The organism is Candidatus Methanoperedens sp. (genome assembly GCA_012026795.1).
GTDB lineage: Archaea > Halobacteriota > Methanosarcinia > Methanosarcinales > Methanoperedenaceae > Methanoperedens.
Genome location: VEPM01000006.1, coordinates 1 through 23925, shown reverse-complemented (window position 1 = coordinate 23925; position 23925 = coordinate 1). Strand labels below are relative to the sequence as shown.

The 23925-nt window shown below is 41.7% G+C and carries 23 protein-coding genes and 1 rRNA gene; 8 read left to right on the top strand and 16 right to left on the bottom strand.

What is annotated here, in order from left to right; genetic code table 11:
• The 10 genes from FIB07_01965 to FIB07_01920 form a co-directional block, all read right to left on the bottom strand.
• Nucleotides 1-1383, bottom strand: coding sequence for a F420H2 dehydrogenase (locus FIB07_01965; GenBank protein ID NJD51612.1), 1383 nt, complete (start codon nt 1381-1383; stop codon nt 1-3).
• 1 nt (nt 1384) lies between these two features.
• Complete coding sequence (gene mer, locus FIB07_01960; protein ID NJD51611.1) at nt 1385-2365, bottom strand: 5,10-methylenetetrahydromethanopterin reductase; 981 nt, start codon at nt 2363-2365, stop codon at nt 1385-1387.
• Nucleotides 2366-2516: 151 nt separating this feature from the next.
• Complete coding sequence (locus tag FIB07_01955) at nt 2517-3587, bottom strand: PGF-pre-PGF domain-containing protein (protein NJD51610.1); 1071 nt, start codon at nt 3585-3587, stop codon at nt 2517-2519.
• A gap of 390 nt (nt 3588-3977) precedes the next feature.
• Nucleotides 3978-4592: a site-2 protease family protein gene (locus FIB07_01950; GenBank protein NJD51609.1), complete on the bottom strand. Its 615-nt coding sequence runs from the start codon at nt 4590-4592 to the stop codon at nt 3978-3980.
• Between the two features lie 30 nt (nt 4593-4622).
• Nucleotides 4623-4898 carry a MarR family transcriptional regulator gene (locus FIB07_01945; protein NJD51608.1) on the bottom strand — a complete coding sequence of 92 codons (276 nt, stop codon included), beginning with the start codon at nt 4896-4898 and terminating at the stop codon, nt 4623-4625.
• A gap of 170 nt (nt 4899-5068) precedes the next feature.
• Nucleotides 5069-5929 carry a CBS domain-containing protein gene (locus FIB07_01940; GenBank protein NJD51607.1) on the bottom strand — a complete coding sequence of 287 codons (861 nt, stop codon included), beginning with the start codon at nt 5927-5929 and terminating at the stop codon, nt 5069-5071.
• Nucleotides 5930-5944: 15 nt separating this feature from the next.
• Entirely contained in the window at nt 5945-6391 is a 447-nt protein-coding gene (locus tag FIB07_01935; GenBank protein ID NJD51606.1) for a universal stress protein, read from the bottom strand.
• A gap of 20 nt (nt 6392-6411) precedes the next feature.
• A complete protein-coding gene (locus tag FIB07_01930) occupies nt 6412-7455 on the bottom strand; it encodes an amidohydrolase family protein (GenBank protein ID NJD51605.1) in 1044 nt (347 codons plus the stop codon).
• A gap of 6 nt (nt 7456-7461) precedes the next feature.
• Nucleotides 7462-8760: a hypothetical protein gene (locus FIB07_01925; protein NJD51604.1), complete on the bottom strand. Its 1299-nt coding sequence runs from the start codon at nt 8758-8760 to the stop codon at nt 7462-7464.
• A gap of 51 nt (nt 8761-8811) precedes the next feature.
• The gene (locus FIB07_01920; GenBank protein NJD51603.1) at nt 8812-9825 is read right to left on the bottom strand and encodes a tetratricopeptide repeat protein; all 1014 of its coding nucleotides are present in this window, start codon (nt 9823-9825) and stop codon (nt 8812-8814) included.
• Nucleotides 9826-10027: 202 nt separating this feature from the next.
• Here FIB07_01920 and FIB07_01915 point away from each other — a divergent pair, with 202 nt between their 5' ends.
• The 4 genes from FIB07_01915 (at nt 10028) to FIB07_01900 (ending at nt 15380) form a co-directional block, all read left to right on the top strand.
• The gene (locus FIB07_01915) at nt 10028-11740 is read left to right on the top strand and encodes an ABC transporter ATP-binding protein (GenBank protein ID NJD51602.1); all 1713 of its coding nucleotides are present in this window, start codon (nt 10028-10030) and stop codon (nt 11738-11740) included.
• 12 nt (nt 11741-11752) lie between these two features.
• Nucleotides 11753-12652: a signal peptide peptidase SppA gene (gene sppA, locus FIB07_01910; GenBank protein ID NJD51601.1), complete on the top strand. Its 900-nt coding sequence runs from the start codon at nt 11753-11755 to the stop codon at nt 12650-12652.
• A 95-nt stretch (nt 12653-12747) separates the two neighbouring features.
• Nucleotides 12748-14196: a homospermidine synthase gene (locus FIB07_01905; protein NJD51600.1), complete on the top strand. Its 1449-nt coding sequence runs from the start codon at nt 12748-12750 to the stop codon at nt 14194-14196.
• A 2-nt stretch (nt 14197-14198) separates the two neighbouring features.
• Nucleotides 14199-15380 (top strand): type III PLP-dependent enzyme, encoded by a 1182-nt coding sequence (locus tag FIB07_01900; GenBank protein ID NJD51599.1) that lies wholly within the window; start codon nt 14199-14201, stop codon nt 15378-15380.
• A gap of 2 nt (nt 15381-15382) precedes the next feature.
• Here FIB07_01900 and FIB07_01895 read toward each other — a convergent pair whose 3' ends face one another.
• From FIB07_01895 to FIB07_01875, 5 genes are all read right to left on the bottom strand, one after another.
• Nucleotides 15383-15772 (bottom strand): hypothetical protein, encoded by a 390-nt coding sequence (locus FIB07_01895; protein ID NJD51598.1) that lies wholly within the window; start codon nt 15770-15772, stop codon nt 15383-15385.
• Between the two features lie 98 nt (nt 15773-15870).
• Nucleotides 15871-16587, bottom strand: coding sequence for a recombinase (locus tag FIB07_01890; GenBank protein ID NJD51597.1), 717 nt, complete (start codon nt 16585-16587; stop codon nt 15871-15873).
• 14 nt (nt 16588-16601) lie between these two features.
• Nucleotides 16602-17915: a PAS domain S-box protein gene (locus FIB07_01885; protein ID NJD51596.1), complete on the bottom strand. Its 1314-nt coding sequence runs from the start codon at nt 17913-17915 to the stop codon at nt 16602-16604.
• An 18-nt stretch (nt 17916-17933) separates the two neighbouring features.
• Nucleotides 17934-18374, bottom strand: coding sequence for a response regulator (locus tag FIB07_01880; protein ID NJD51595.1), 441 nt, complete (start codon nt 18372-18374; stop codon nt 17934-17936).
• Entirely contained in the window at nt 18371-19261 is an 891-nt protein-coding gene (locus FIB07_01875; GenBank protein ID NJD51594.1) for a GHKL domain-containing protein, read from the bottom strand. The genes FIB07_01880 and FIB07_01875 overlap by 4 nt, the downstream gene beginning before the upstream one ends.
• Before the next feature lie 840 nt (nt 19262-20101).
• On the opposite strand from FIB07_01875, the gene dnaJ reads away from it, so the two are divergent.
• Entirely contained in the window at nt 20102-21262 is a 1161-nt protein-coding gene (gene dnaJ / locus FIB07_01870; GenBank protein NJD51593.1) for a molecular chaperone DnaJ, read from the top strand.
• A gap of 99 nt (nt 21263-21361) precedes the next feature.
• Here the strand turns inward: dnaJ and ftsZ are convergent, their stop codons facing one another.
• Nucleotides 21362-22468, bottom strand: coding sequence for a cell division protein FtsZ (ftsZ, locus tag FIB07_01865; GenBank protein ID NJD51592.1), 1107 nt, complete (start codon nt 22466-22468; stop codon nt 21362-21364).
• Nucleotides 22469-22581: 113 nt separating this feature from the next.
• On the opposite strand from ftsZ, the gene FIB07_01860 reads away from it, so the two are divergent.
• From FIB07_01860 to FIB07_01850, 3 genes are all read left to right on the top strand, one after another.
• The gene (locus tag FIB07_01860) at nt 22582-22902 is read left to right on the top strand and encodes an iron-sulfur cluster assembly accessory protein (protein NJD51591.1); all 321 of its coding nucleotides are present in this window, start codon (nt 22582-22584) and stop codon (nt 22900-22902) included.
• A gap of 5 nt (nt 22903-22907) precedes the next feature.
• The gene (locus tag FIB07_01855; protein NJD51590.1) at nt 22908-23261 is read left to right on the top strand and encodes a nascent polypeptide-associated complex protein; all 354 of its coding nucleotides are present in this window, start codon (nt 22908-22910) and stop codon (nt 23259-23261) included.
• A 544-nt stretch (nt 23262-23805) separates the two neighbouring features.
• Nucleotides 23806-23925 (top strand): 16S ribosomal RNA (locus tag FIB07_01850); the annotation flags it as partial.

The following is a 23925-nucleotide window of genomic DNA, read 5'->3' as shown; positions in this document are numbered from 1 at the left end:
TTAAGTTGGCTTTTCAGCCGGTGGTTTTGTGGCAGGCGGCTTTGCTGCTCCCGGCGGTTTTTCGGCTGGTGGAGGCGGAGGAGGTGGGATATTCGCGATCCTCTCTGCGCCCCATGGCCTGATCGGCTTATCCCGGCTCCATATTTCTTTCATGAATGCACGCCAGTCCCAGCTGTTATGTTTATGCTTCATATCTGCGAGTTTCTTGACCATTTCCTTATTTATTGGTTTGTCCGTCCATTCAATATCGTTGACTTTATTCAGGTATTCCTCGCCGATCTCAGTTCTTACAAAGACGGTGCTCCAGCCGTCATCCGAACCAACCGAGCCTACGGATATGTCTGCATAATATGAAGTATAATCCTGGCAAAAGTGACATCCTTTCCTGGCAAGGGGAGCAACGACCTTGATAGGCACTTCTTTTACTTCTTTATCAGTTCCGACAATAAAATTGCCTTTATGGAAGTTCATCTTCCTGACATCCCTGATATCAACACCCATGATCTTCGGGATCATTTCCTCAAGCATTATCTGTTCAGAAAAACTCTCCATGCATATAAGTCCGATTATCAGATTAATCCTGTTATGATTCTCACGGAAAAGTTTTGCGCCGTGAATCTGGCATGGTACTCCCACGAATGCGACTTTTTTATGTTTTTCCAATATTTTCTTAATCTCGGCGTATGTCCTCGGTTTCTCCTGCATTGTACCATCCGGCGCAATAAGAGACGATTCGGCGCTGTCAACATATGCCCTGTGTATGTCCCTCATAGTTGAAACAGCAGGTTGATATGTATATTTCGTGCCGCTTGCGGCTGTAGCATCTTCAGGTTTTGTAAACACCACAATTTTTGTTTCCCATTTCTCGTTTCGCACCACACCGACTGCACAGTCGATCTCCCCCTGTTCAAGAAGAGATTTCAGTATCTGTGAAACAATTGCTCCATCCTGGCCGTGAAGGGTTTTACTTCTTCCTGCTTTCATTACCCTTATATTATTGAATTCATCTACAGGGAAACCATCAAGTATGGGGCAAACGCGTTCACATGCATAACAATTCACACACGGGTTTATTTCCTGCTGTATAGGATTGACATCCTTGAAAAGAACTTCTGTTTTTAATTCCATTTTATTATAATTGTTCTTTTCCTTTGAGATATCAACCGGGCCCCTGCGTACAACGGGGGCATTAACCGGACAGATAGCTTCGCATGTACCGCAGGAAGAGCAGTAGTTAAATTCAGTTACATCTGCAATTTTTGGCAGCCCAACGTCCGGGGCATACATGTTGCCTAATCTGATGAGTACCTTATCCTGATCGGATTTAACGACACCTCTTTTTGTAAGGGGCGCTGCGACAGCACTGTCCGATTTTGCTTCCACTTTACTTTCCTCCGATGATTTCCTTTCCTATCAATTTAATAGCTGTTTCCTTGTCAGGACCAATCGGTGAGCCTGCAACGATCTGTGTGACGCCGATTTTCTGGAGGGCCTGAACCTTTGCCTTACAATCAGCTGGTGTACCGCATATGGAGAAGGCATCGATCATCTTATCAGAAACGAGAGCGTTCAATCCCGGGAAGTCACCTTTTGCAATTGCATCGCCGATATTCTTCTTTGCACTGACATCAATACCATGTCTTTCAAGAACGGTATCCGGTGAACCTGCAACAATGAATGCAACCACGACTTTTGCTGCGTTCTTTGCTTTTTCCGCATCCTTGTGGATTGAGAAACATGCATATGCGCCTACGTCAACGCTCCTGGGATCGCGTCCTGCTGCTTTTGCACCCAGTGCAATTTGTTTTATTGCAAATTCAAAGTCTTTTGGATGTGATGCATTAATAAGTACGCCATCGGCAACTTTACCTGCCAGTTCAAGCATCTTCGGACCCTGTGCTCCCATATAAATCGGGATGTTACCTGTCTTGAATGCCAGTTTTGCGCCGCCGATCTTTACGCGTTTTCCATCCTGAGCAACCTTCTTACCACTGAAGAATCCCCGGAGAGCTGTTATGCTTTCAGCGATCGTGGTCATCGGCTCTACCCACTCAATGCCCATGGCATCAAAAGTGGCCTTATCACCGGGACCGATTCCAAGAACTGCACGGCCGCCGGAAATCTCATTGATCGCGCCAATGCTCTGGGCTGTGATAGCAATATTCCTTGTATAAGGATTTGTAACACCTGTCCCGAGCTTTATCCTGTTAGTGTTCATTGCCAGCATGGCAAGTGTGGTATATACATCACGATTATTGTAGTGATCTGTAATCCATACATTGTCAAAACCATTTTCTTCTGCGAGCTTTGTGTAATATGCTAATTTTACGACCGGGTCTGCCGGTACAAATTCAATACCAAACATATTTTCCTCCTGCGTTTTAGGGTCATTCGTCTTCTTTATTTAAAAGCATATTGGTTTTGTTCGGCAATTCTTCTGGAATTCAGTGGTTTTCCAGCTATCTCTAAATTCTGGAAATAAAAAAAAGAAAGGGGGGATATAGCCCCTTTTTTGGCTACTTTTTCCTGATTATAAAGAAGTATACCGCTGCGATAATGACAGCCAGCATCCAATTCTCTATTGCTGGCGCCCTTACTGGTGATGTAGCTTTTCCAGTTATACCCGGAATGGGAGTCTGCGCCACACCGGGAGTTGATGTCACGGAAATTTCTGTAATCCCGGAAATCGCAAACGGCGAGAAACCATCGGTTCCCGATTCAAAGTAGGTGGTTGTTGCATCCTTCTTTATTTCATTTGTATCCAGTGTGATCCACTTGCTCCCGTCCCATCTGAGAAGTTTGAGCTGACCTGCGGCAATCTTGTTATCTGTAAGCCATGAGTTTTGCACATTGAAAACGATCTTTGATTCCTTTAAATTAGCTGGCGTGGCAAAATCCCTCGTACCCACCAATATATTTACATTCTTGTATACCTTGCCTGGCGCCGCGCTTGAAACTATACTCGATGTGCCTTTGAGGACTTCAACAGTTGTGGTTATCAGACCTGCATTGATATTACCTGTGATATTACTGTATCTTATCGGATTAAGTGCATGGGTAAATCTATACGATGTAAGAATGTCTTTGAAAATCTCAAGTTCGTAAGATTCCCTCACCTCTATATTGGATGCGTTCTCTCCCGAAGTTGTTCCTCCACCGCCTCCCCCACCAGTTGAGCTTCCACCGCTATTACTTCCGCCCGGGCCTGATGGGACTGTGAAACTCAAGTCAACCCTGTTATCAGTCTCAGCCCCTTTTAATGTGCTGGTCTGCCCAGCCGCAACATCATTCAAATAGAAATTCACAGTAGAGTTAATCTCATTTTGGAATCCTCTTATCCAGAGTTTTGTTGTACCCGGGTTGTCACCATAAAAACCTGATGTTTTTGTGGTTATGGAACCTCGTACTTCTCCTCCAATCTTTGCAATAATTGTTGTCCCTTGAGGTGCGGGCTGTCCGTTAACGGTCACACTTCCATAATAGCCCGGTGGAGGATTTACGGGAATTTCATTTTGAGCTGAAGCTATCCCTGAAGTTACTAAAATGGCCAATACCATTACCAAGATTATTTTTGTTTTCATTTTCATTGTATCACCGCAAAATTAGAAAAGGGATTATTCCCTTTTCTCTTTTCTTTACTTTTCCTTAATTAAGCAACCGTGGCTTTCTTTCTCAAACCAAGCTGTCCTTGTTTGTTCTGGTCAATGTATTCATGAAAATTAATACTGATTTTATTATTCTTTTCATATTCTCACTCCTTTGTTACTTTGATACGCCGTTGATAGGACTTTGCCACCTTACAGATAAAATACATGATTAAATAATCATGAAATAACTGTTAGATTTAATCCCATTTGCTTAACGTTCCCACTAGTTTTATTAACTACTAATGTTATAGTTTTTACTCATTATAAATCTTGTGGTTACGCCTTATAAATCTTGCGATTGTCTATATTCAAATTTATGAGGAAATTTATTCAAAAAAACCGGTTGATTTTTAAGAACAAAATGATTGTAACAAACATCATTATTCCCCATAACATTCGGTTGTAGCGCCAGACTTTTGCCCCATCAAGCGGTCCGAAAGGGATCATATTGAAGCCTGCAAGGAATACATTGATAAAGGCTGCTGTTTGCAGGACACTATATACAATAGGTGCTGACACGAAATTTGAACTGATATAAAAAATCGTTGCAAGAACCAGGTTTACCACAGCCCCCGAAACTGATATGTATGCCAGTTCTTTTTCGGTCTGCTCCATATTTGTGTATGGTTCATAAGGACTGTAAAATACCTTTTTTCCCCGGATCATCACTGCGCCAGGCGCTGCAAATACAAAGTTTCCACCCGTGAAAACAGATAGCCCGATAGCCATTAACAATCCCATGGGGCTTGCCTCGTAATCTGCCACGTAGCCGTATCTCTGGGCTGTGAACTTGTGGGCAAGTTCATGGAGAAGAAAACCTGTACCAACACCAACTGCGGCTATAGCTAATGCTTCTATACTTGTACCGGGATAAGAAAATGCAATTGTCAGAACAAGTAAAGAAGCTACAAGATGTACAATCTCCCGCAAACTGTTTCTGTCCATGAATCTCAAGTTAGTTTAAAAATATATAAATCATACCATGCCGCATGCGAAGTTTGATAATAATTCATCATTCTGTGGGGCTTTAACTCCATAAAGGCACTGCCTTGCATCCTTATAATAGAGACGCTCTTCCAGTATCCCTTCTTTCTTAAGTATGCTCAGGGCATATCGCACAGTTCGGGGAGGAAGGTAGCTTTCAGCGACAATTTCTTTCTGGGTCATAAGTCCTTTAAATTCAAGCACTTTAAAGACAAGCTTCACTGAGGGTGATAATTGCAATATTTTCCGTGTATAAACGTTCTGCATTGCCGCAGTTTCAGAATATATGTATCCGTCTGTTGATTTTGCCATGTTAAATATTAGAGTTATGATATGATATGATTTAAATCTTTAGGCAAAATATGCCTGTATTGAAAAACAAATAATATTGACTTAATGGTAAAAACTAAAACCCGGACAGGATATCCGAATCAGAATTATACTATTGCCTTTAACAGATCTTTATCACGTACCAAGCCCAGTAGTTTTTTTGTGCTGGTGACGACGGGTAGCTGATCTATTCTATGACGTCTCATTTTACGAGCGCATTCACTTACAGACGAGCTTAACAATGCAGTTTCAGGTTCCCCGGTTAACTTTATTAATTTTTTCACAGGCGAATCCGGAAGCTGGATCTTAGAGACGCTGTAATATAAGCTCATAGTATCCCGCATGGATTCCCAGGTCCAGGCATCATCATCAGATCCTGCAGACATATTGGACATCTCTGTCTTATCATCAATTATGCTGGCACTAATAAGGTCTTTATCAGACGCTACCCCAACCAATGTAAGTGCTGAATCCAATATTGGAACTGCTTTAACATCTGCAATCTCCATTATCTCACCAACTACGCAAAGCGGTGTTTCGCTCCAGACCGAAACCACTCCATTTCCAACATAATCACTTATCGGGGAAGTGATATTCAGTCTTCCTATTGCACCCACAATATCAGCTATTGTAATAAGACCTGTAAGGATACTATCTTCAACAACCGGCAATCGCCGAATATTATTATCCAGGATTATCCGGGCTGCATCAACGATTGATTTATCGGGTGTGATTGTAATGGGATTTCTCGTCATCAAGAGCGCTATCTGTTCCTCTTCAGGATGTTTCAATAAGTCAGTTCTTGTTACAATCCCTACAATTTCACTTCCTTTTACTATCGGAACTCCCGAAATATGCTTTGACTTCAGGATTTCAAGAACTTCATCCCTTGACCCTGGCAGTTCGGCGCGGGCAACGTCCCTGACCATCACGTCATCAACTTTTATGGTATGCGGCGTATTCGGCATTTTGTCTCCTTTGTGTTATTTTTTAGCGTGGACAACCATCACCGGTATTTTTGAATTGCGAACTACTTTCTCGGCAACGCTCCCCAGAAGAAACCTGTCAAGCCCGCTCTTTCCCAGGGTCCCCATTATTATGAGTGAGATCGAGTTCTTTTCAGAATATTTTATTATTTCATCAGCAGGATGGCCTTCAATCAAATTCCCTTCAACTTCTAACCTTTCTGCTTTTGCTTTATCCGTCACGTATTTTACGGCCGCATCACCTTCCTGTTTAAGAAGTTCATACATACTCTCCCACGCTGCATCCATCGGGATCGAAGCAAAAGCAGCAGTATCAATCACATAAATTGTAAACAGCTTTGCTCCTGTGTTCTTTGCCAGGTCGATACCGTAATCAACCGCATTTTTTGTATATTCCGAACCATCTGTTGCAATCAATATCTTTTCATACAATTTACTAGCCATAATTTCCTCCTTCAATTTTTTTAAATTATTCTAATAATATCATCAGGTCTGGCCCGCCTCACTAAACCACTCAATGGATTCCGTAGTCCCTGCATATTATAGGATTTTTTAGTCAATATCATCAGTCTTGCTTTCTTCCCCGTTTCTATGGAACCTGATTCTTTATCCATACCTAATAGTTTTGCTCCATTTAGCGTGCACAGCTTAAATACTTGTCTATCATCGTAAAGATTAGTTTTAACAAGAAACTCTATCTCTGAAAACATATTAACAGAGTTAAGCATTACGTTATCAGTACCAACAGCAACAAGAATCCCTGCATCAAGCATTTTTGCAACAGGGGGAATCCCCGACCTTGTGATGTAATTCGAGCGCGGGCAGACCACAACAGGAATATTGGCATCTGCAATATCCTTAATATTTCTTTGTCCTGCAGTCGTAAGATGTATCAGGAAATCCGGATGAAGCGCAAGTGCACTTGAAATATCTGTTTGATCCCTTTCCCCTGCATGTATTGCAAATTTCTTTCGTTTATTCCTCGTTTGTTTTAAAATATCCTGTATATATCCGGGTTCCAGGTCGTTCGTGCTGCTAAGTCCTGTTCCATCGCAAAATTCAAGATAATCCATACCTTCATCATCCGGCCGCCCGAAAATTAAAGCCTTAATGCCTGAATCGGTTCCAAGACCGTCATGAAGAGCCTGTAATCCGGCAGAACCACCTTCACGAAAGTCACAAAAAGCATGTGTTCCTGTTTTTATCATGTCTTGGATGCTTGCCTTTATTGAAGATACAAGGTCAGAATAAGAGGTTTCCCTTAATATCCTGTGTTTTAAACCATCAGGAGGATGCACGAGTTCAGGAAGAGGTAAAAAAGGAGGGTCTTTAAAGACCGAGTCGCCTATATGAGTATGCGCATTCACAAAGCGGGGAGCGATTATTACATCAGTGGCGACAGTACTTTCTTCAATGTTCTTGATTATGCCATCACTGATAGTAATATAACCATCAATCGGTTCAAACTCATCGCCATATATTATTGTGCCTTTGAGGGTTTGCTCCATGTGTGGTTATTTTTTCTTATGGTACATTCCAGTTACTGCTAATGCTAATATCAGTAAGACCGAAACCGCAAATCCAAATCCTGGAGACCCTTTTGTCTGTGAGGGTTTTACCGTTGTAACAGCCTGGCCGGGTGTTTGTGCTGTTGTTGGCAGGGGTGCTGTTTCCTTAACAGTGGGCGTTGAGGCTTGCATAGTCCCTGATGAATACGCAAACAACAGGCCGCTATGCGTTGCTGCGAACAGCATATTGCCTGATATGGCAGGAGAAGTTACGTAATCCTTATCATTCTGGCCGGTTGAATTCTTCCAGAGCACTTTTCCTGAATTGGCATCAAGACCATATATGAAATTATTTCTTGTCCCGAAATAGACGATATCATTTGAAATTGCAGGTCCGCTAAGAACAGGGCCGGAATTTGGGAATTGCCAGATGACTCTTCCGGTTAATGCATCAAGCGCAAAGAAATTTGAATCCGTTGAGCCAAAATATACTACACCATTTTTCACAGATGGCGAAGACTCAACATTATTACCTGTGGAATATTTCCATTTTAGTGATCCTTTGTCTGTGGTAATTGCATAGACTGACCCGTCATTTGACCCTATAAATAAGGTTCCATCAGCTATTACGGGTGAAGATTTAATTTCAATCGTTCCTGTATCATAACTCCATTTTTCTTTTCCTGTTAATGCATCAAGCGCAACTATATTTCCGCCATCAGTTCCAAATGCAACAATTCCCTCCCCGATAGCGGGTGAGGATTCAATTACTTTTCCTATAAGTGTAGACCAGATAATTTTCCCACTCCTTGTATCAAATGCATAAAATGAGCCATCTTTCGGGCTTGCATAAACCATATTGTTTGCAACCACAGCCGAGGCAGTGTAGCCACTCAGAGCTGTATCATTTACCCATAGAAGTGTTCCATCTTTTGCATTTAATGCATAGAACTTGCGATCATCTGCGCCAAAAAACACAACATCATTTGCAACAGCTGGGACCGATTTTACAAAACCGTTAGTATGATATCTCCAGAGTTCATTTCCGGATGATATGTCCAGAGCATGGATACCAAAAGTTGTTCCGATATACAGAACATTATTAACTATCACAGGGGATGAGTCGGTTTCAAATCCAATATCTTTTGTCCATTTTAACGTAAGTGGCGGATTAACCGTATCACCTGTATAGCCTGAATGCGAAATGTCATTTTTGAACATGCTCCAATCAGCAGCATATACTGGCGTAATAAGCATCAATACCAGACTTATTATCATCCCATAGTTTTTCATATTATTTTTCATTTCAAATTTCCCACCTGAATATTTTATTATTTCGTTTTCTCTTTTTTAAAGTCAGTGTTTTAATTTATGCCGGGCAAGAGTATGTGAGGGATCCAATTCCATTACTTTCCTGAAGCAATCCTGGGCATCAGCATCACTTCCAAGTTCTTTTGTAATCAATCCTTTCTCATACCATGCATTAGCGTTATCAGGACTTATTTCAATTGACTTGTTAAAAGCATCGAGTGCTTCATTAGCATTGCCAAGTTTATTAAGAATAACACCTTTTTCAAACCATAATAACGGATCATCCGGTTTTAGTTCAAGTGCTTTTCCATATGCTCCCAGAGATGTTTCAAATGCTTTCATTGCATCATATTTCCGGTCTATTGAAACAAAGTCGTTGCCTTTTAACCCCCAGACCTTTCCTTTACCATACCATGCATTCCAGTTGGATGGTTCTATCTTAATGGATTTTTCAAGTAAATCAAAGCTCTCGGCGTATTGTCTTTTCGCTCCCATGATCAATCCTTTCCTGGCAAGAGCCTCTGCATGTCCGGGATCGATCCCCAGCACTTTATCATAAGACAATAATGCATCGGTATCTTTTCCAAGACCTGACAGCATTAATCCCTTTTCAAACCACATTTTAGCATTATTCGGATCTTTCGCAAGAAGAAGGTCGTAAATTTTTAATACTTCGGAATCCTTTTTCAGTTCCTTTAATATCATTGCCTTTTCATTGAGCAATTTCAAATTTCCAGGCTCAGTTCCCAGTACTTTGTCATAAGCAACAAGTGCCTCGTCCAGTCTTCCAAGATTCACAAGTATGAATCCCAGTTCATGCCATGCTTTCATGTTTTTCGGGTCAAGTTCCAGGATGATCTTATATGCATCAAGAGCCGGAAGATATTGTTCAAGTGCAAGGTGTATTGAGGCTTTGTCATACCATGCTTTAAGATTCTTTGGTTCAATATTAAGGATGTTCGCATAGGATTCAAGGGCGCGGTCATATTTTCCCGATTTCTTATAATCCTGTGCTTCTTGCATCAAATCTTTTTTCTTGAAAAACCCGCTTAATTTCATATATAATATACCTCAGTCTAAATCATTTAGAGTATTTATACAGTATATACTTTTCTATAGCTGCATTGTGAATATTCGGAAAAATATGATATAAACGGATCAGGGGTCTGGCGATTACCAATAAGGATATATAGACGTTCAAACATTACGAATTCAACGTTATTAATAATCATTAATTGCCGAATGTTTTGGAGAATCTTAAATGCTCAAAGTTAATAATCTGGTTAAAGACTATGTGATCGATTCTGATACGATCAGAGTGCTTGATGGTATAAGTTTTGATGTAAAAGAAGGAGAAATACTTGGTATAATAGGAAGAAGCGGGGGCGGGAAATCAACAATATTAAAGGTGTTGCGCGGAATGGAACCGTTCGTGGGCGGGAGTTTCGAACTTGATGGATTTACGGTAAAACCGGATGCATCGATAGAAGATAAAAAAACACTTCAGAAAATGGCGGCGATACATCTCCAGAGAAATTTCGGGCTGTGGTCCGGTGCTACATATGAAAACGTACTTCGCCGCGTTTATGCCGAAAAATTCGGATATGAGTCGCTCCCTGATAGAGATTCTCCCTATTACCAGGAATGTTATGAAAAAAGTCTTGAGTATTTAAAACTTGTAAATCTTGAGTCTAAGGCAGAACATTTCTCACAGGTATTAAGCGGTGGGGAAAAACAAAGGTTACTGATTGCAAGGCAGTTAGCATCCAAACCCAAACTTCTTCTTCTTGATGAACCGGCTACAATGACATGCCCTGCAACAAAACAGGGGGTTCTTGATACAATAAAGAATGTCAATGAAAAATTAAAACTTAAGACGATCGTTGTATCCCATCTGCCGGAAATTCATTCATATCTTGCAGATCGCGTGATATGGCTTGAAAACGGGAAGATAATAGATGAAGGCGAACCTGAGGAAATATTGAACAAATTCCTTAAGAAAATGAAACCAGCTATCCCGATGCCAGTCCGAACCCTGGATAAGACTGTGATCAAGGTAAATAACCTTTCAAAGAGATACTGGCTTATCAGGCAGGGAGAAGTGCTTGACCTTGATAAGATAAACCTTGAATTCAAACAGGGTGAGATAGTTGGACTTATTGGCCCGAGCGGTGCTGGAAAGACAACATTGCTTCATGCTATGGATGGGCTTATTTACCCGGATGATGGGGACATAGAATTCCGTGTAAATGATGAATGGGTTGAGATGTCAACATATTCCCCAAAAAGAATGGATGTTAGAAGGATTACAAGCATAATGTACCAGGAATTCGCTCTTACACCGCATTCAACAATTAAGCAGCAGCTTGCATTCAGGCTGGGCGTAAAGGGACAAAATGTTGTTGAGGAAGCAAGAAAACGCGCAAAGGAGCTTGGTATATCTGATGTGGACCTGGATGAAATGTACAAGATGACCGATATGCCTGAGGAAAATGGGAAGGAGAAGCTTGCCAAGATGGGCTATACTCCTGCAATCCTTGGAGTCCTTTTCCCGAGCTATCCGCTTACAGAAGTTTTAAAATTTGCGCAACCTGTTTTTGAGGCCGTGGATTTGCCTATTGAAGTTCTTGATGTAAAACCATACCAGATAAGCGGCGGTGAAAATGTCAGGGCTGCTCTTGCTCTTGCCCTTGCTACCCAGCCGTCCATATTGCTTCTTGATGAACCTTTTGGCGACCTTGATCCGATTACTTTGAGGGATGTGGCAAATGCCCTTAAGAATGTCAATAAGACTTTTAACACTACAATTATATTCATAAGTCACCATATTGATTTCATAAGGGAAGTTGCACAGAGGGCAATATTGATAGATAAAGGACATATTGTCATGGACGGGGCTCCCAGAAAAGTATGTGATGAGTTCATAAAAGCAAGCCATGCAAAATACCTTGACCACTGTATTGAGGAGAAATAAATAATCCTATAAATGACACAATCACCAAAAAAAATATTATATTTTATTGTTGTTTTTATATTATTATTCATAATAGCAGGCAGCTTTTATCTGATTATGGGGGGTAAAAACCTCGGGATTTCAAAAAATCGTGTTGAAGTAATTTATGTACAGGGAGAAATGCTGACAGGGAGTATCCCCACTGGCTTCGGGATAGCAACATCTGAAGATATTGTAAAAAGCCTGATGGATGCTAACGAAGATGAAGGCGTTAAAGCCATTGTTATGCGGATAAACAGTCCCGGAGGTTCTCCCGCATCTGCGGAAGAAATTGTGGGCGCAATGAAGAAAATCGATAAGCCAATTGTTATCTCGATGGGTGATGTAGCCGCAAGTGCTGCCTATTACATAAGCGCTCCTGCTGACAGGATAATTGCTAATCCTGATACAATGACAGGAAGCATAGGCGTAATATGGCAATTCCAGAACAGGTCTGAATTTTACGATAAGGACGGAACATCATTTTATGTTGCAAAAACAGGCGAATTAAAGGATATGGGTGGTGACTGGAGAGGATTATCGGATGAAGAAAAACAATATGCTGACCTGGTGATCATTGAAGCCTACAACCGTTTTATTAAAGAAGTGGCAGACGGCAGGAACCTCTCTCCGGGGAAAGTCAAGGACCTTGCTGATGGCAGGATATACACAGGCGCAAAGGCAAAGGAACTGGGCCTTGTAGATGATCTCGGAAGTCTTGATGATGCCATTGAAATCGCTGCAGAACTTGGTGGTATTGTGGGAAAACCCGAAGTGGGATATTCCAACAGCCCATCTCTCTCCCGCTTATTTTTTGGTAGTGAGAAAACTGATGTTTCGGCATTTACAAGTTATTTTTTTGATAATCGTTTCGGACGGCTTTTATCTAAATAGAACTAAACCATAACCGGGAACCGTAAGTATTATTAACTTTCACATAGATATTGACGGGTCAATAATTGTCCGGATTAAGGAAAAATTTAAAAACAATGAAAACGAAATTCAACAATAAAATTCTCATTATCGGCTATGGTTCAGTTTCACAATGCACCCTGCCTGTCCTGTTGGATAAAATCGATGTTCCATTAAAAAACATTACCTTAATTGATTTTGAAGATAAATCAAAATCTTTGAAAAAATTTACAGATCAGGGGTTAAAATATGTTTGTGAAAAAATTACCCCGGAAAATTTAGATCAAGTTTTATCAAAATATCTGGATAACGGAAGCCTGCTAATTGATCTTGCATGGAATATAGGCGCCAATGATATTATTAAATGGTGCCATGATCACGAAGTATTATACATTAATACATCTGTTGAACTCTGGGACCCTTCCGAGGGAGTTTATACAAAAAGCCCATATGAAAAATCACTATATTGGCGGCAAATGCAACTGCTTGACCTTTCCCGTGATTGGAAAGATGCGCCAACCGCTGTTGTCGACCATGGAGCAAATCCCGGCCTTATTTCTCACTTCGTAAAGGAAGCTTTACTGGATATTGCTGCACGTATCATTTTTGATAAAAAAGTATCTGTACAGGATGAAAAAGAGATTGCCCAGCTTGCAAAAGACAGGGATTTTCCCCGGATGGCGAAAAAATTAGGAATTAAAGTGATTCATTGCAGCGAGCGAGATACCCAGATTGCCAACAGGCCAAAAGAGGTAAACGAATTTGTAGGGACATGGAGCATTGAAGGATTGCGGGAAGAAGGGACAGCTCCGGCTGAAATTGGCTGGGGGACACATGAAATGAAGCTGCCACCCCTGGCAGATATACCTCCGTGCGGACCGAAAAATCAGATCTTTTTGCCCCAGATGGGAATTAATACCTATGTCAGATCATGGATACCGGATGAGGAAATTATCGGCATGATGATCCGGCATGGTGAAGCATTTGGCCTTTCAGACCGCCTGACTGTCTGGGAAGATGGTAAGGCGATTTACCGGCCTACCGTAAATTATGCTTATATGCCCTGTCATGATACACTTTCCTCGCTCTGGGAATTGCGAGGAAGGAATTACGAACTCCAGCCTAAGATCAGGATTATGACAGATGAAATTATATCTGGGGAGGATACCCTGGGAGCTCTCCTGATGGGGCACCCTTATAATTCCTGGTGGACGGGCAGCTCTTTAAGTATTGGCCAGGCCAGAGCTCTTGTTCCCGGTCAGAACGCTACAACCCTCCAGGTAGCTGCCGGTATTGTTGCAGCTGTACTGTGGATGATCGAAAATCCGCGAGAAGGTATTAAATTGCCCGATGACCTGCCTCATGATTTTGTTCTGAATATTGCCAAACCGTATCTTGGTAAATTTATTTCAACACCCTCGGACTGGACGCCGCTTAAAAATCGCAAAATATTTTTTAAAGAAAATCCGGCAGCGAAATACAATCCTGATCCATGGCAAATTGAAAATTTTCTTTTTATAGGATAATAATGACAAACAAACAAAAAACAATGTTAGAAAAAATTGCCCGGGAACACGGTACACCGGTTTTTATTATAGATCACAAAAAAATCAGGGAAAATTATCAGGAATTCAGGGAAAAACTGCCTGATGTCCAGGCATACTTTGCTGTCAAAGCCAATTCCAATCCGGAAATTGTCAAAACGATGTACGATATGGGCGCAAGTTTTGACGTGGCGTCTTTTCCTGAATTCATGCTTGTTTATGATAATATCAAGCATTTGCCTGAAGAAGAAAGGCAGGATTTTATCTGGAATAAAATTATCTATGCTAATACCATCAAGCCTGCCGAAATCCTGGCCAAGCTAAATGCTTATAAGATTTTGGTTACATTTGACAATATTGAAGAATTAAGAAAGATAAAAAAACATGCTCCGGATGTTGGCCTTGTTCTAAGGATACGTGTGCCTAATACCGGTTCTATGGTTGAACTGTCTTCAAAATTCGGAGCCCATCCGGGAGAAGCGGTTGATCTTATAGCAGAAGCCTTGAAATTAGGGCTTGGGGTTGAAGGGATTAGTTTTCATGTTGGCAGCCAGTGCAATAATTTTGATAACTATTCACAGGCTTTGAATTTCGCCTCCTCAATTTTCAAGGAAGCGCAATTAAGAAATTATCATATCGGATTTACTGGCAAGGAGGAAAAGAAAAGAAAAATATTAGATATCGGCGGCGGGTTCCCGGTAAAGTATACACCGGATGTAAAATCTTTTACCTCCTTGTCTGAAAAATTGAATTCTGAAATAAAGCGTTTGTTCCCCAGTGATGATATCCAGGTTATAGCAGAACCAGGGAGATTTATAGTAGCGACTGCCTGTACCTTGATCATGAAAATTGTTGGAAAAGCTGTCCGCGACGGGAAAACATGCTATTACCTGGACGATGGAGTATATCATTCATTTTCCGGACAGGTTTTTGATCACCAGCCCTATCCTCTTCATTCCATAAAGGGCGGAGAGAAAAAAGTCTGTGCTACATTTGGCCCTACTTGCGATGCTTTCGACACTATTTCCCTGGCCGATGAGCTACCCGAGGATCTGCAAATTGATGACCTGCTTTATGCTGAAAATATTGGCGCCTATTCGATCGCTTCAAGTACTTATTTTAATGGTTTTCCGCCTGCTAAAATAGTGCATTTAAATAAACTGTAGTGCTAACAGGTTTGATATATATTGGAGGTAACATCGGTAACCTCATCATCATACCCAAAATTCCTGTTCATATAATCTATGATTTTCCTCAAGTTTCCTTTTCTTAATGAGACCTTTCTCCCCGACCTGAACAGCTTATATGCTTTCCACTCTGAATCGTTAACCTTTTTTATCTTTAATGTGTAAGATAAAACATTACCATGAAATCTATAGTCTATTTCATCCCCAATTTCTTGCTCACTGTTATCGATTAACATTCGTGATCTTCTTTCAAAAAACCTGAGATATAAATAGTATGCCAACAGCAGAACGAAGAATAAAAATACAACAAAGAGTGGTGCAAAGATATCTGTTGCTGTATATTCGCCAGTATCTATTCCGTATGTGCCCATTTCAGATCACCCTTTACATTTATTATATTATTCTGTTACAATGAATAATATAGTTTTCCATGTATTCAGCCGATTGGATGTAGTATTCATTGAATTGCTCACTGTTCCGGAGGGACATCACTGGCCGAAATAAGCTCGATGCCCTTTGGGCCAATTTCATATGTAATAAGCTGTATTGGTGTCTTTGTATTTCTCATCTTTACGATATCCATAACCCTTTCTCTTCGATCGGTGTATGGGTTTTCCCTCTTCATAAGCTGGATTGCGCCGTATGCTGAGAAAAGAGCAATGTCATTGAACTCCTTTGATGTAACGCTGTCAAGGATAATCAGCGCCGTAATTCCCTTAATGGCCAGATTGTAGACAAGAAGATCGAACCTGTCCCTGAACTCAAATGACATGAGGTTGGAAGTATGGTTTCCAAGACTATCTATGACAAGTACCCTCGTGCCTTCTGGCAAATTATCAATCAGGTCCTCAAAGCTGCCTTTTTGGGCATCTATGTTGATGCTCAATGCGGACTTTATCTCCGCTGCCCTCTTTCCTGTTATATCTATGAATTTTAATATGCCTTTCTCCTCAAAACTTTCAAGATCCCATCCGAAGGATTTCCCCTGGAGACGAAGATCGCAGGCGTTCTCCTCAGTTGATATATAGGAGGTCTTTATCCCCTGTTCGCAGCATGATTTTGCAAACTCCAGCCCGAATATCGTCTTGCCCGTCCCGGGATCTCCTGTGATAAGAATTGTTTTACCTGCAGGAAAGCCGCCAAGGATATTATCAAGTTCCGGTATCCCTGTCTTAATTCGTTCCATCGTCATATTCATAATTATACCTCAATATTTTTAATACCTTCAATCGCCATGTATTTCAAATGAATTTCAAAAATACATATCTTTGAACCGCTTGCTATACTGGAATTCTGGTTGACACTTCCTTTAAAGGATGTCCATGTAAAGCTTCTTATCACGATTGTCCGGCAGATAAAGCAGAATATCGGATTACCTCTTGCCTCGCTTCTCCAGGGGCAATTCAATAATCCAAGGGAACTATTGGAGTCATGGAATTTTTTTATTACCTGTACACCAAAACTTGAAAATAATCCCGCAAGCCATGAAAGGTAAATATCAAAGATTTTATTTGTGTCCTCAGTGCTGTAACTCTCCACATTTTGGTCATATCCCAGCAGTTTCATTTCCTCCAGGAACCTCGGTCTGATATTATTTTCGAAACGCCCGGCAAAGTTCTTCACAAGATTATTCCTCACCTGGGAAGGAACACCTTTTGCAAAAGCAGGCAGTGCACTTACAATAAAACCGTACAGTTCAGCCCTGGCTTTTTCTTTTAGCACTTCCTCTGCCTTCTTTCGCTCTGTGATGTCGCGCATAATCAAGCTATAATATTTTTGATCCTCGGTTTTCCATGCAGCAATTGAAATTTCAAGGGGAATTTCACTATCATCTTTCCTCAATCCGTACGTTTCAACCGTTTTTCCTACTATGCCTGATTTGTCCTCAAGACCGGAATACCCCATCTTTTCCTTGTCCTCCTTGTTCTCATCCCGGCATAACATAATATATTGTATGGATTTACCCAGCACTTCTTCTTCCGGATAGCCAAAAATTGCCTGGGCGCCCTTATTCCAGAATATAATATTATTTTTGCCATCTGTCAAAATAATCGCATCATTAGCTGACTGTACTACGGAACGGAACTTCATCTCGGATTCCTCCAGGGCTTTTCGGGCTTTTCTGTACTCGATCTTTTCTTTTGCTTCGGATAAAGCCCGATTAACTGCAGGAACAAGGCGGCTTAAGCGATCCTTAAGGACATAATCTGTTGCGCCGCTCTTGAGTGATTCGATTGCAAAATCTTCACCTATTGTCCCTGAAACAAAAATGAAAGGCGCATCCGGAGATTTTTCTTTAACCATCCTTAATGCCAAAGAGCCATCGAATGCCGGAAGTGTATAATCCGCCAGGATGAGGTCAGGCTTAAAATCGAAAAGTTCCTTCTGGAAAGCGTCTCTTGTGTCGACACATTGCGACACAAACACGATGTTTGCTTTTCGCAGTTCATGTTTTATTAACTCGGCATCCGCATCATTATCTTCCAGTATCAATATCCGAAGCTCATTCTTCATATGTTTTGAGTAATATTATTATGGCTGTTTATTCAATAACATCCAGTACATTCCCAGTTGTGCAACTGCCTGGACGAATTTATCAAATTCCACAGGTTTGACGATATAGCTATTCACGCCAAATTCATAACTCTCTACAAGATCCCGCTCCTCATGGGAAGATGTCAATACTACAATCGGTATCGTCCTTGTTCTTTCATCAGACTTAACCTTATGCAGAATCTCCAGACCATCCACTTTTGGAAGCTTCAGATCAAGGAAGATCACCTTGGGCTTTCTCATCATGTTGCGTCCAGCATAAGCTCCGGTGCAATAAATAAATTCAAGGGCTTCTGCTCCATCTTTCACATGATGTATCTTGTTGGCAAGATTATTTTTCTTAAGAGCCCTCAGTGCAAGTTCAGCATCGTTCGGATTATCCTCTACCAAAAGGATTTCTACTTCATTCATATCTGTCATTTTTTCATTCCTTCTTCTGAAAGATTAAAATAAAATGTTGCGCCTTCGTTAACTTTTCCCTCAGCCCATACTTTTCCACCATGCCTCTGGATAATACGCTTGACTATGGCAAGGCCAACTCCGGTCCCATCAAATTCCTCGGCACTATGCAGTCTCTGGAAAACTCCAAACAACTTATTTAAATACTGCATATCAAATCCGACACCGTTGTCTTTGACATAGTAGACATTTTCATTCATCCGGGTATTGCAACCAATCTCAATAACAGCTTTTTCTTTAAATCGCGTGAATTTAATGGCGTTTGAGAGAAGATTAACAAAAACCTGGTGAATCATAGCCTGGTCTCCATATGCAGGTGGAAGTGTTTTTATTTCAAGCTGTATATTTCGTCCGGGATTTGCTTCTTTGAGTTCATCAAACACGGTTTTTGCAAGTTTAGCCATATCTATCATGGATACCTGCATCTCTTTTCGCCCCAGACGGGACAGGGCGAGAAGATCCTCGATAAGTTGTCCCATTTTCTGCGTGTTGTCCCTGACTATATTCAAATATCGTTTGCCTTCGTCATCTAATTTATCATTATACTCCTCTAATATAACACGGGAAAAACCGTCGATCGCCCGCAGCGGCGCCCTGAGGTCATGGGAAACTGAATAGCTGAATGCTTCAAGTTCTTTGTTGGCTGATTCCAGTTCTGTGGTGCGCTTGATGAGTTCTTTTTCAGCCCGCTGGCGTTCTGCCAGTTGTATCTTTGTCTCTTCGTAGAGCCTCGCGTTCTCCTTGCTTCGGTGGATAAGCTCGCCTGAGGCGTTGCGCACAAAAGCATATAACGAGCTATAAAGTACAAGAAATCCAATACCAATGCTGACCCATACAAAGTTACGCATTTTGGCAATGCCGGGCTCAAGTACGTCCATGTCCTGATAGATTTCATAGACGCCAGCCACCTGGGTGGAATCCCCCGGTAACAGAGGTACATACACTTCGAAAAGCCTGCCATAGCGCTCACGTTCGCCTTTGTTTTCTTCCTTCTCCGAAGAAACAGAACTTACGATATTGCCGGCAAGAGCCTCCTGCATCTCTTCATCATCAGGAAAACGCTGCCCTACTTGTTCTTTTTCATCCGAGTAGATAAGCAGACCTTCACGGCTCCATATTTTTACACGGACGACATGTTTATCGAGTACATACTGCCGGATCATTGAATCGATCTGTTCATATCTGGCAGGGTCAAGAGAACCATTGAAATCCGCCTGGTGCAGCTTCTGGTTAAGAGTAGTGGAAACATGGTCAGCTGTGTTGTCAGTGGCCTGCCAAAGTGCATTCTGTTCCAATTGCTGCTGGATGCCCCATCCAAGTCCAATGGCAATAGCAGCGGTTATGAGAAAGCTGATTATGGTAAATTTGGCTAAAAGATTAAGTTTCGGCAAGCTTAGGGGTTTCATTCGCTTACCTCGCTGTCCAGGGAATCCTTACCGATCCTGAAATATTCATCAAAAATATATTTATTCTAATAAGCATAACAATCTTTAGTCTAAGCGCTGAATATTCATTTGGTTCACCTGTTTATAAATGAGGGTGTGAAAAGTGTGTGAATATTAACTTGCATAATAGCGCAGAAAGTTTAAAGCCCCTCGAATGTGGGTTTTGTAACGAATCCTGAAACCACAACTTATATTTTAATGCAAAGACATTAAGAGAAAAATAGATATTGGTTTTTATAAATTATGGCTACTAAACGTGACTATTATGAAATCCTTGGTGTGGATAAAAAAGCTTCAGCAGATGATATAAAATCAGCCTATCGTAAATTGGCTATGCAATACCATCCTGATAAGAACAAATCGCCCGATGCTGAGGAGAAGTTCAAGGAAATATCCGAATCTTACGCAGTGCTATCTGACCAGAGCAAAAGGCAGCAGTATGACCAGTTCGGACATGCTGGTATTGATCAGAGATATTCACAGGAGGACATTTTCAGGGGCGTGGATTTTGAAGATCTTTTCCGTGATATCGGCATGGGAGGTATGGGGGGAATGGGAGGACGCGGAAGGGGAGGAGGGAGCATATTCGATATCTTTTTCGGGGGAGGGGGAAGGCGTGAGGGTCCAAGCAGGGGGTCGGACCTGCTTTACGAATTAGCCATAAATCTTGAAGACGCAGCAAAAGGCAAAACAGTGGAACTGGAAGTTCCGAGAACTGAAACCTGTGATGTATGTCATGGAAGCGGGGCAAGACCCGGAACATCTCCAAAGACCTGTTCAACCTGCCATGGCAGCGGCCAGGTGAACAGGACACAGAATACACCATTCGGGAGGTTCATGACCACCTCCACGTGCGGGACATGCCACGGAACAGGAACCATTATCGATTCTCCATGCACGACCTGTCATGGCAGTGGCACTGTCCAGAGAAGACGTAAGATCGAGGTGAAGATCCCGCCAGGTGTTGATACGGGTTCAAGACTGCGTGTACCAGGTGAGGGCGAAGCGGGCGGGAAAGGCGGACCGGCCGGGGATCTCTATGTGGAAATCAATGTGAGACCTCATAATATTTTTACCCGGCATGAGAATGATCTCGTAATGGAAGCTACCATCAGCTTTACGCAGGCTGCTCTTGGTGATGAAATAATCGTGCCCACTCTTGATGGTAAGGCCGAAATGAAAATCCCTCCAGGGACCCAGAGCGGTCATATATTCCGTCTTAAAGGCAAAGGAATGCCGGGTCTTCATTATTCGGGAAAAGGCGACCAGCTTGTGAAAATAAAGGTAGAAGTTCCCACAAGGTTGACAGACAGGCAAAAAGAGCTACTGCGGGAATTTGCCCAGATAGGTGGCGAGAAGACAAGAAGCAAGAGCATTTTTGAGAAGGTCAGGGATCATATTTGAAATATTTTTTGAAAATTAACACATTTATAAAAAAGATATAATTTCAGATACAACTTATGTAATATATTTATCATAAAGTTTATCTGAAATCTAAAATTCTTACCTTTCCTTACTAAATACCGCAGCTCTTGATATTTTTTCCTGTGGTAATGCTTCTACCATGTGTTCCATGGCCTGGCGTAGTGGTTTTGCAACTTCTTTGGGAATTACGGCTGGCGCAGGTTTTTGCATACCGCTAAGGAACGGGCATGTGACTCCGGTGAGTACTGCCATTACCCGTACTCTTCCTGAAAGATCAGGGTCAACTTTTGCGCCCCATATAACGCGCTTCGTATTGGGGACCTTGTCCATTATTTGTTCGCCTGCAACTGCTACTTCCTCAAGGGTCATGTCCTCGCCTCCTACTATGTGGATCAGGACACCGTATGCGGTGGTGATGTCGGTAATGTCAAGTAATGGTGTTGATAAAGCCTGGGATACTGCTTTTTCTACACGGGTCGGCCCGTCACCTTCACCGATACCGATTGAAGAAATACCCCCGCGTTCCATTACTGCGCGAAGGTCAGAGTAGTCAAGGTTCACAAGACTGGGCTGGGTTATTGTATCTGTTATGTTTTTAACAAATGCTCCTACCAGCGCATTTGCAACCGATAGTGCATCTTTGAGCGGCAGGTTTCCTGCTACTTCCCTTAGTTTTGAGTTGTCAATCACAACTATGGAATCACAATTCTCTGCCAGTGATTTTATAGCTTCGCGTGCTTTTTCCCGGCGTGTCATTTCGATGGTAAAAGGAATTGTCACACATGCAATGGTAAGAGCGCCTACTTCTCGTCCGACTGTTGCAAAAACAGGTATTGAGCCTGTACCTGACCCGCCGCCGAGGCCTGCCACAAGGAAAAGAAGATTTGTGCCCTGTAGTTCTTCCTTAACTTCATCAAGGTTTTCTCTTGCAGCTTCAGCGCCTTTTTCGGGATATCCGCCGCAGCCATGCCCTTTGCATAGTTTTTCACCAAGCAGTATTACCTTATCTGCCCTGGTCATTGTGCTAAGATGCCCTGCATCGGTATTGGCTCCTATTATTTTGCCACCTGCAAGTTTTTTATCTGCTATCCATGTTGTGATATTACAGCCAGCACCACCCAGACCGACAACTGTCACTGCCGGGCGTGATAACCGTACTTTTTCAAGCAATTCGTCTCTAGTCATAATCAGCCTCCACTATTTAAGTCGTTCTTTTACTATTTAAGCCTTTTTTAGATGCGAATGCGGATACTACATTTATATATATACAAAACGTAGAAGGAAAAAGGAGAACGCAAATGATCGAGATTACAGATGCTGCTGCGGCAGAATTAAAAGAATTGCTTGAAAAAGAAAAGAAAACCGACCACGGATTACGCGTTTTCGCAGCTGGAAGCGGCTGCAGCGGGATACAATATGGTCTGACGCTTGAAAAAGAGGCTAAAAATGAGGATGCTATTTCTGAAAGTAATGGAATAAAGATATTTTTCAGTAAAGATATTAAAGAAGATATTGAGGATTTCAAAATTGATTTCATAGATAATGAATATGGCAAAGGTTTTGTTATAGACAATCCCAATGCCCCCAAATGTGGCTCAGGATGTAGCAGCTGCGGGTGAGATAAATGTTTCCCGGACTTGGTAAAGGTATAAACCCGCGAAAGATGGCTTCGATGATGAAGCAGATGGGAATTGATGTCAATGAAATAGAGGGAGTTGAAGAAGTGATCATCCGCACTCCTCAAAAAGACATTGTTTTCAGGGATGCCCAGGTCACGATAATGGATGCAAGGGGCATGAAAACCTATCAAGTAACTGGAACACCGCAGGAAGTCGTCCGCGAGGCCACGATACCTGAAGAAGATATCAAGCTTGTGATGGAACAGTCAAAGTCGAGTGAAACCGATGCACGCAATACACTCAAAGAAACAAAAGGAGATATTGCGGCTGCTATTATGAAATTAAGTAAAACGGCTTAATTTCTGATTCTCTTTTTTTCTTATTGTTCAAAAAATATTGTTCAAGGGAAACTGTTATATACGGTTTAAAACATACAGGACGCTTCCTGCTTGTGAAAACAGGAATGTGTGTTGTAGGAAAAACAAATATGTTTTTCGGATAAACACCGGAACCGTGCAGAAAAAAAATACTGCACGAGGGAAAGTGTTATATACGGAAAAAAACATATAATACACTTCCCGCGTGTGGAAACACAAGGGAAATGTTGCGTTTTGAAAAATACAACAAATATTTATTTACGTTTAACTTCGTGGTTAAATATTGGCGTCGGCTCTGATTGACGGACAAAACCTGGATGTGATGAGCTGCTTTCCAGCCACGATACATTAAATGGAGACAAGAACGCAGGTTCTCGTCTGACATTGGCGTGACAGTTCGATTAATTCCAATCAATAGATTGGGAATTAACAAGGAACTATTGTACCTTAAATATAAAAATAAAATATAATAGTTCCTCCAACAATTACGATAGTTTAATTTAAGAAAATTCAATAAGTGTGTATAAGTAACTCTGGTTGATCCTGCCAGAGGCTACTGCTATCGGGGTCCGACTAAGCCATGCGAGTTGAGAGGGGTAAGCCCTCGGCATATTGCTCAGTAACACGCGGATAACCTGCCCTTGGG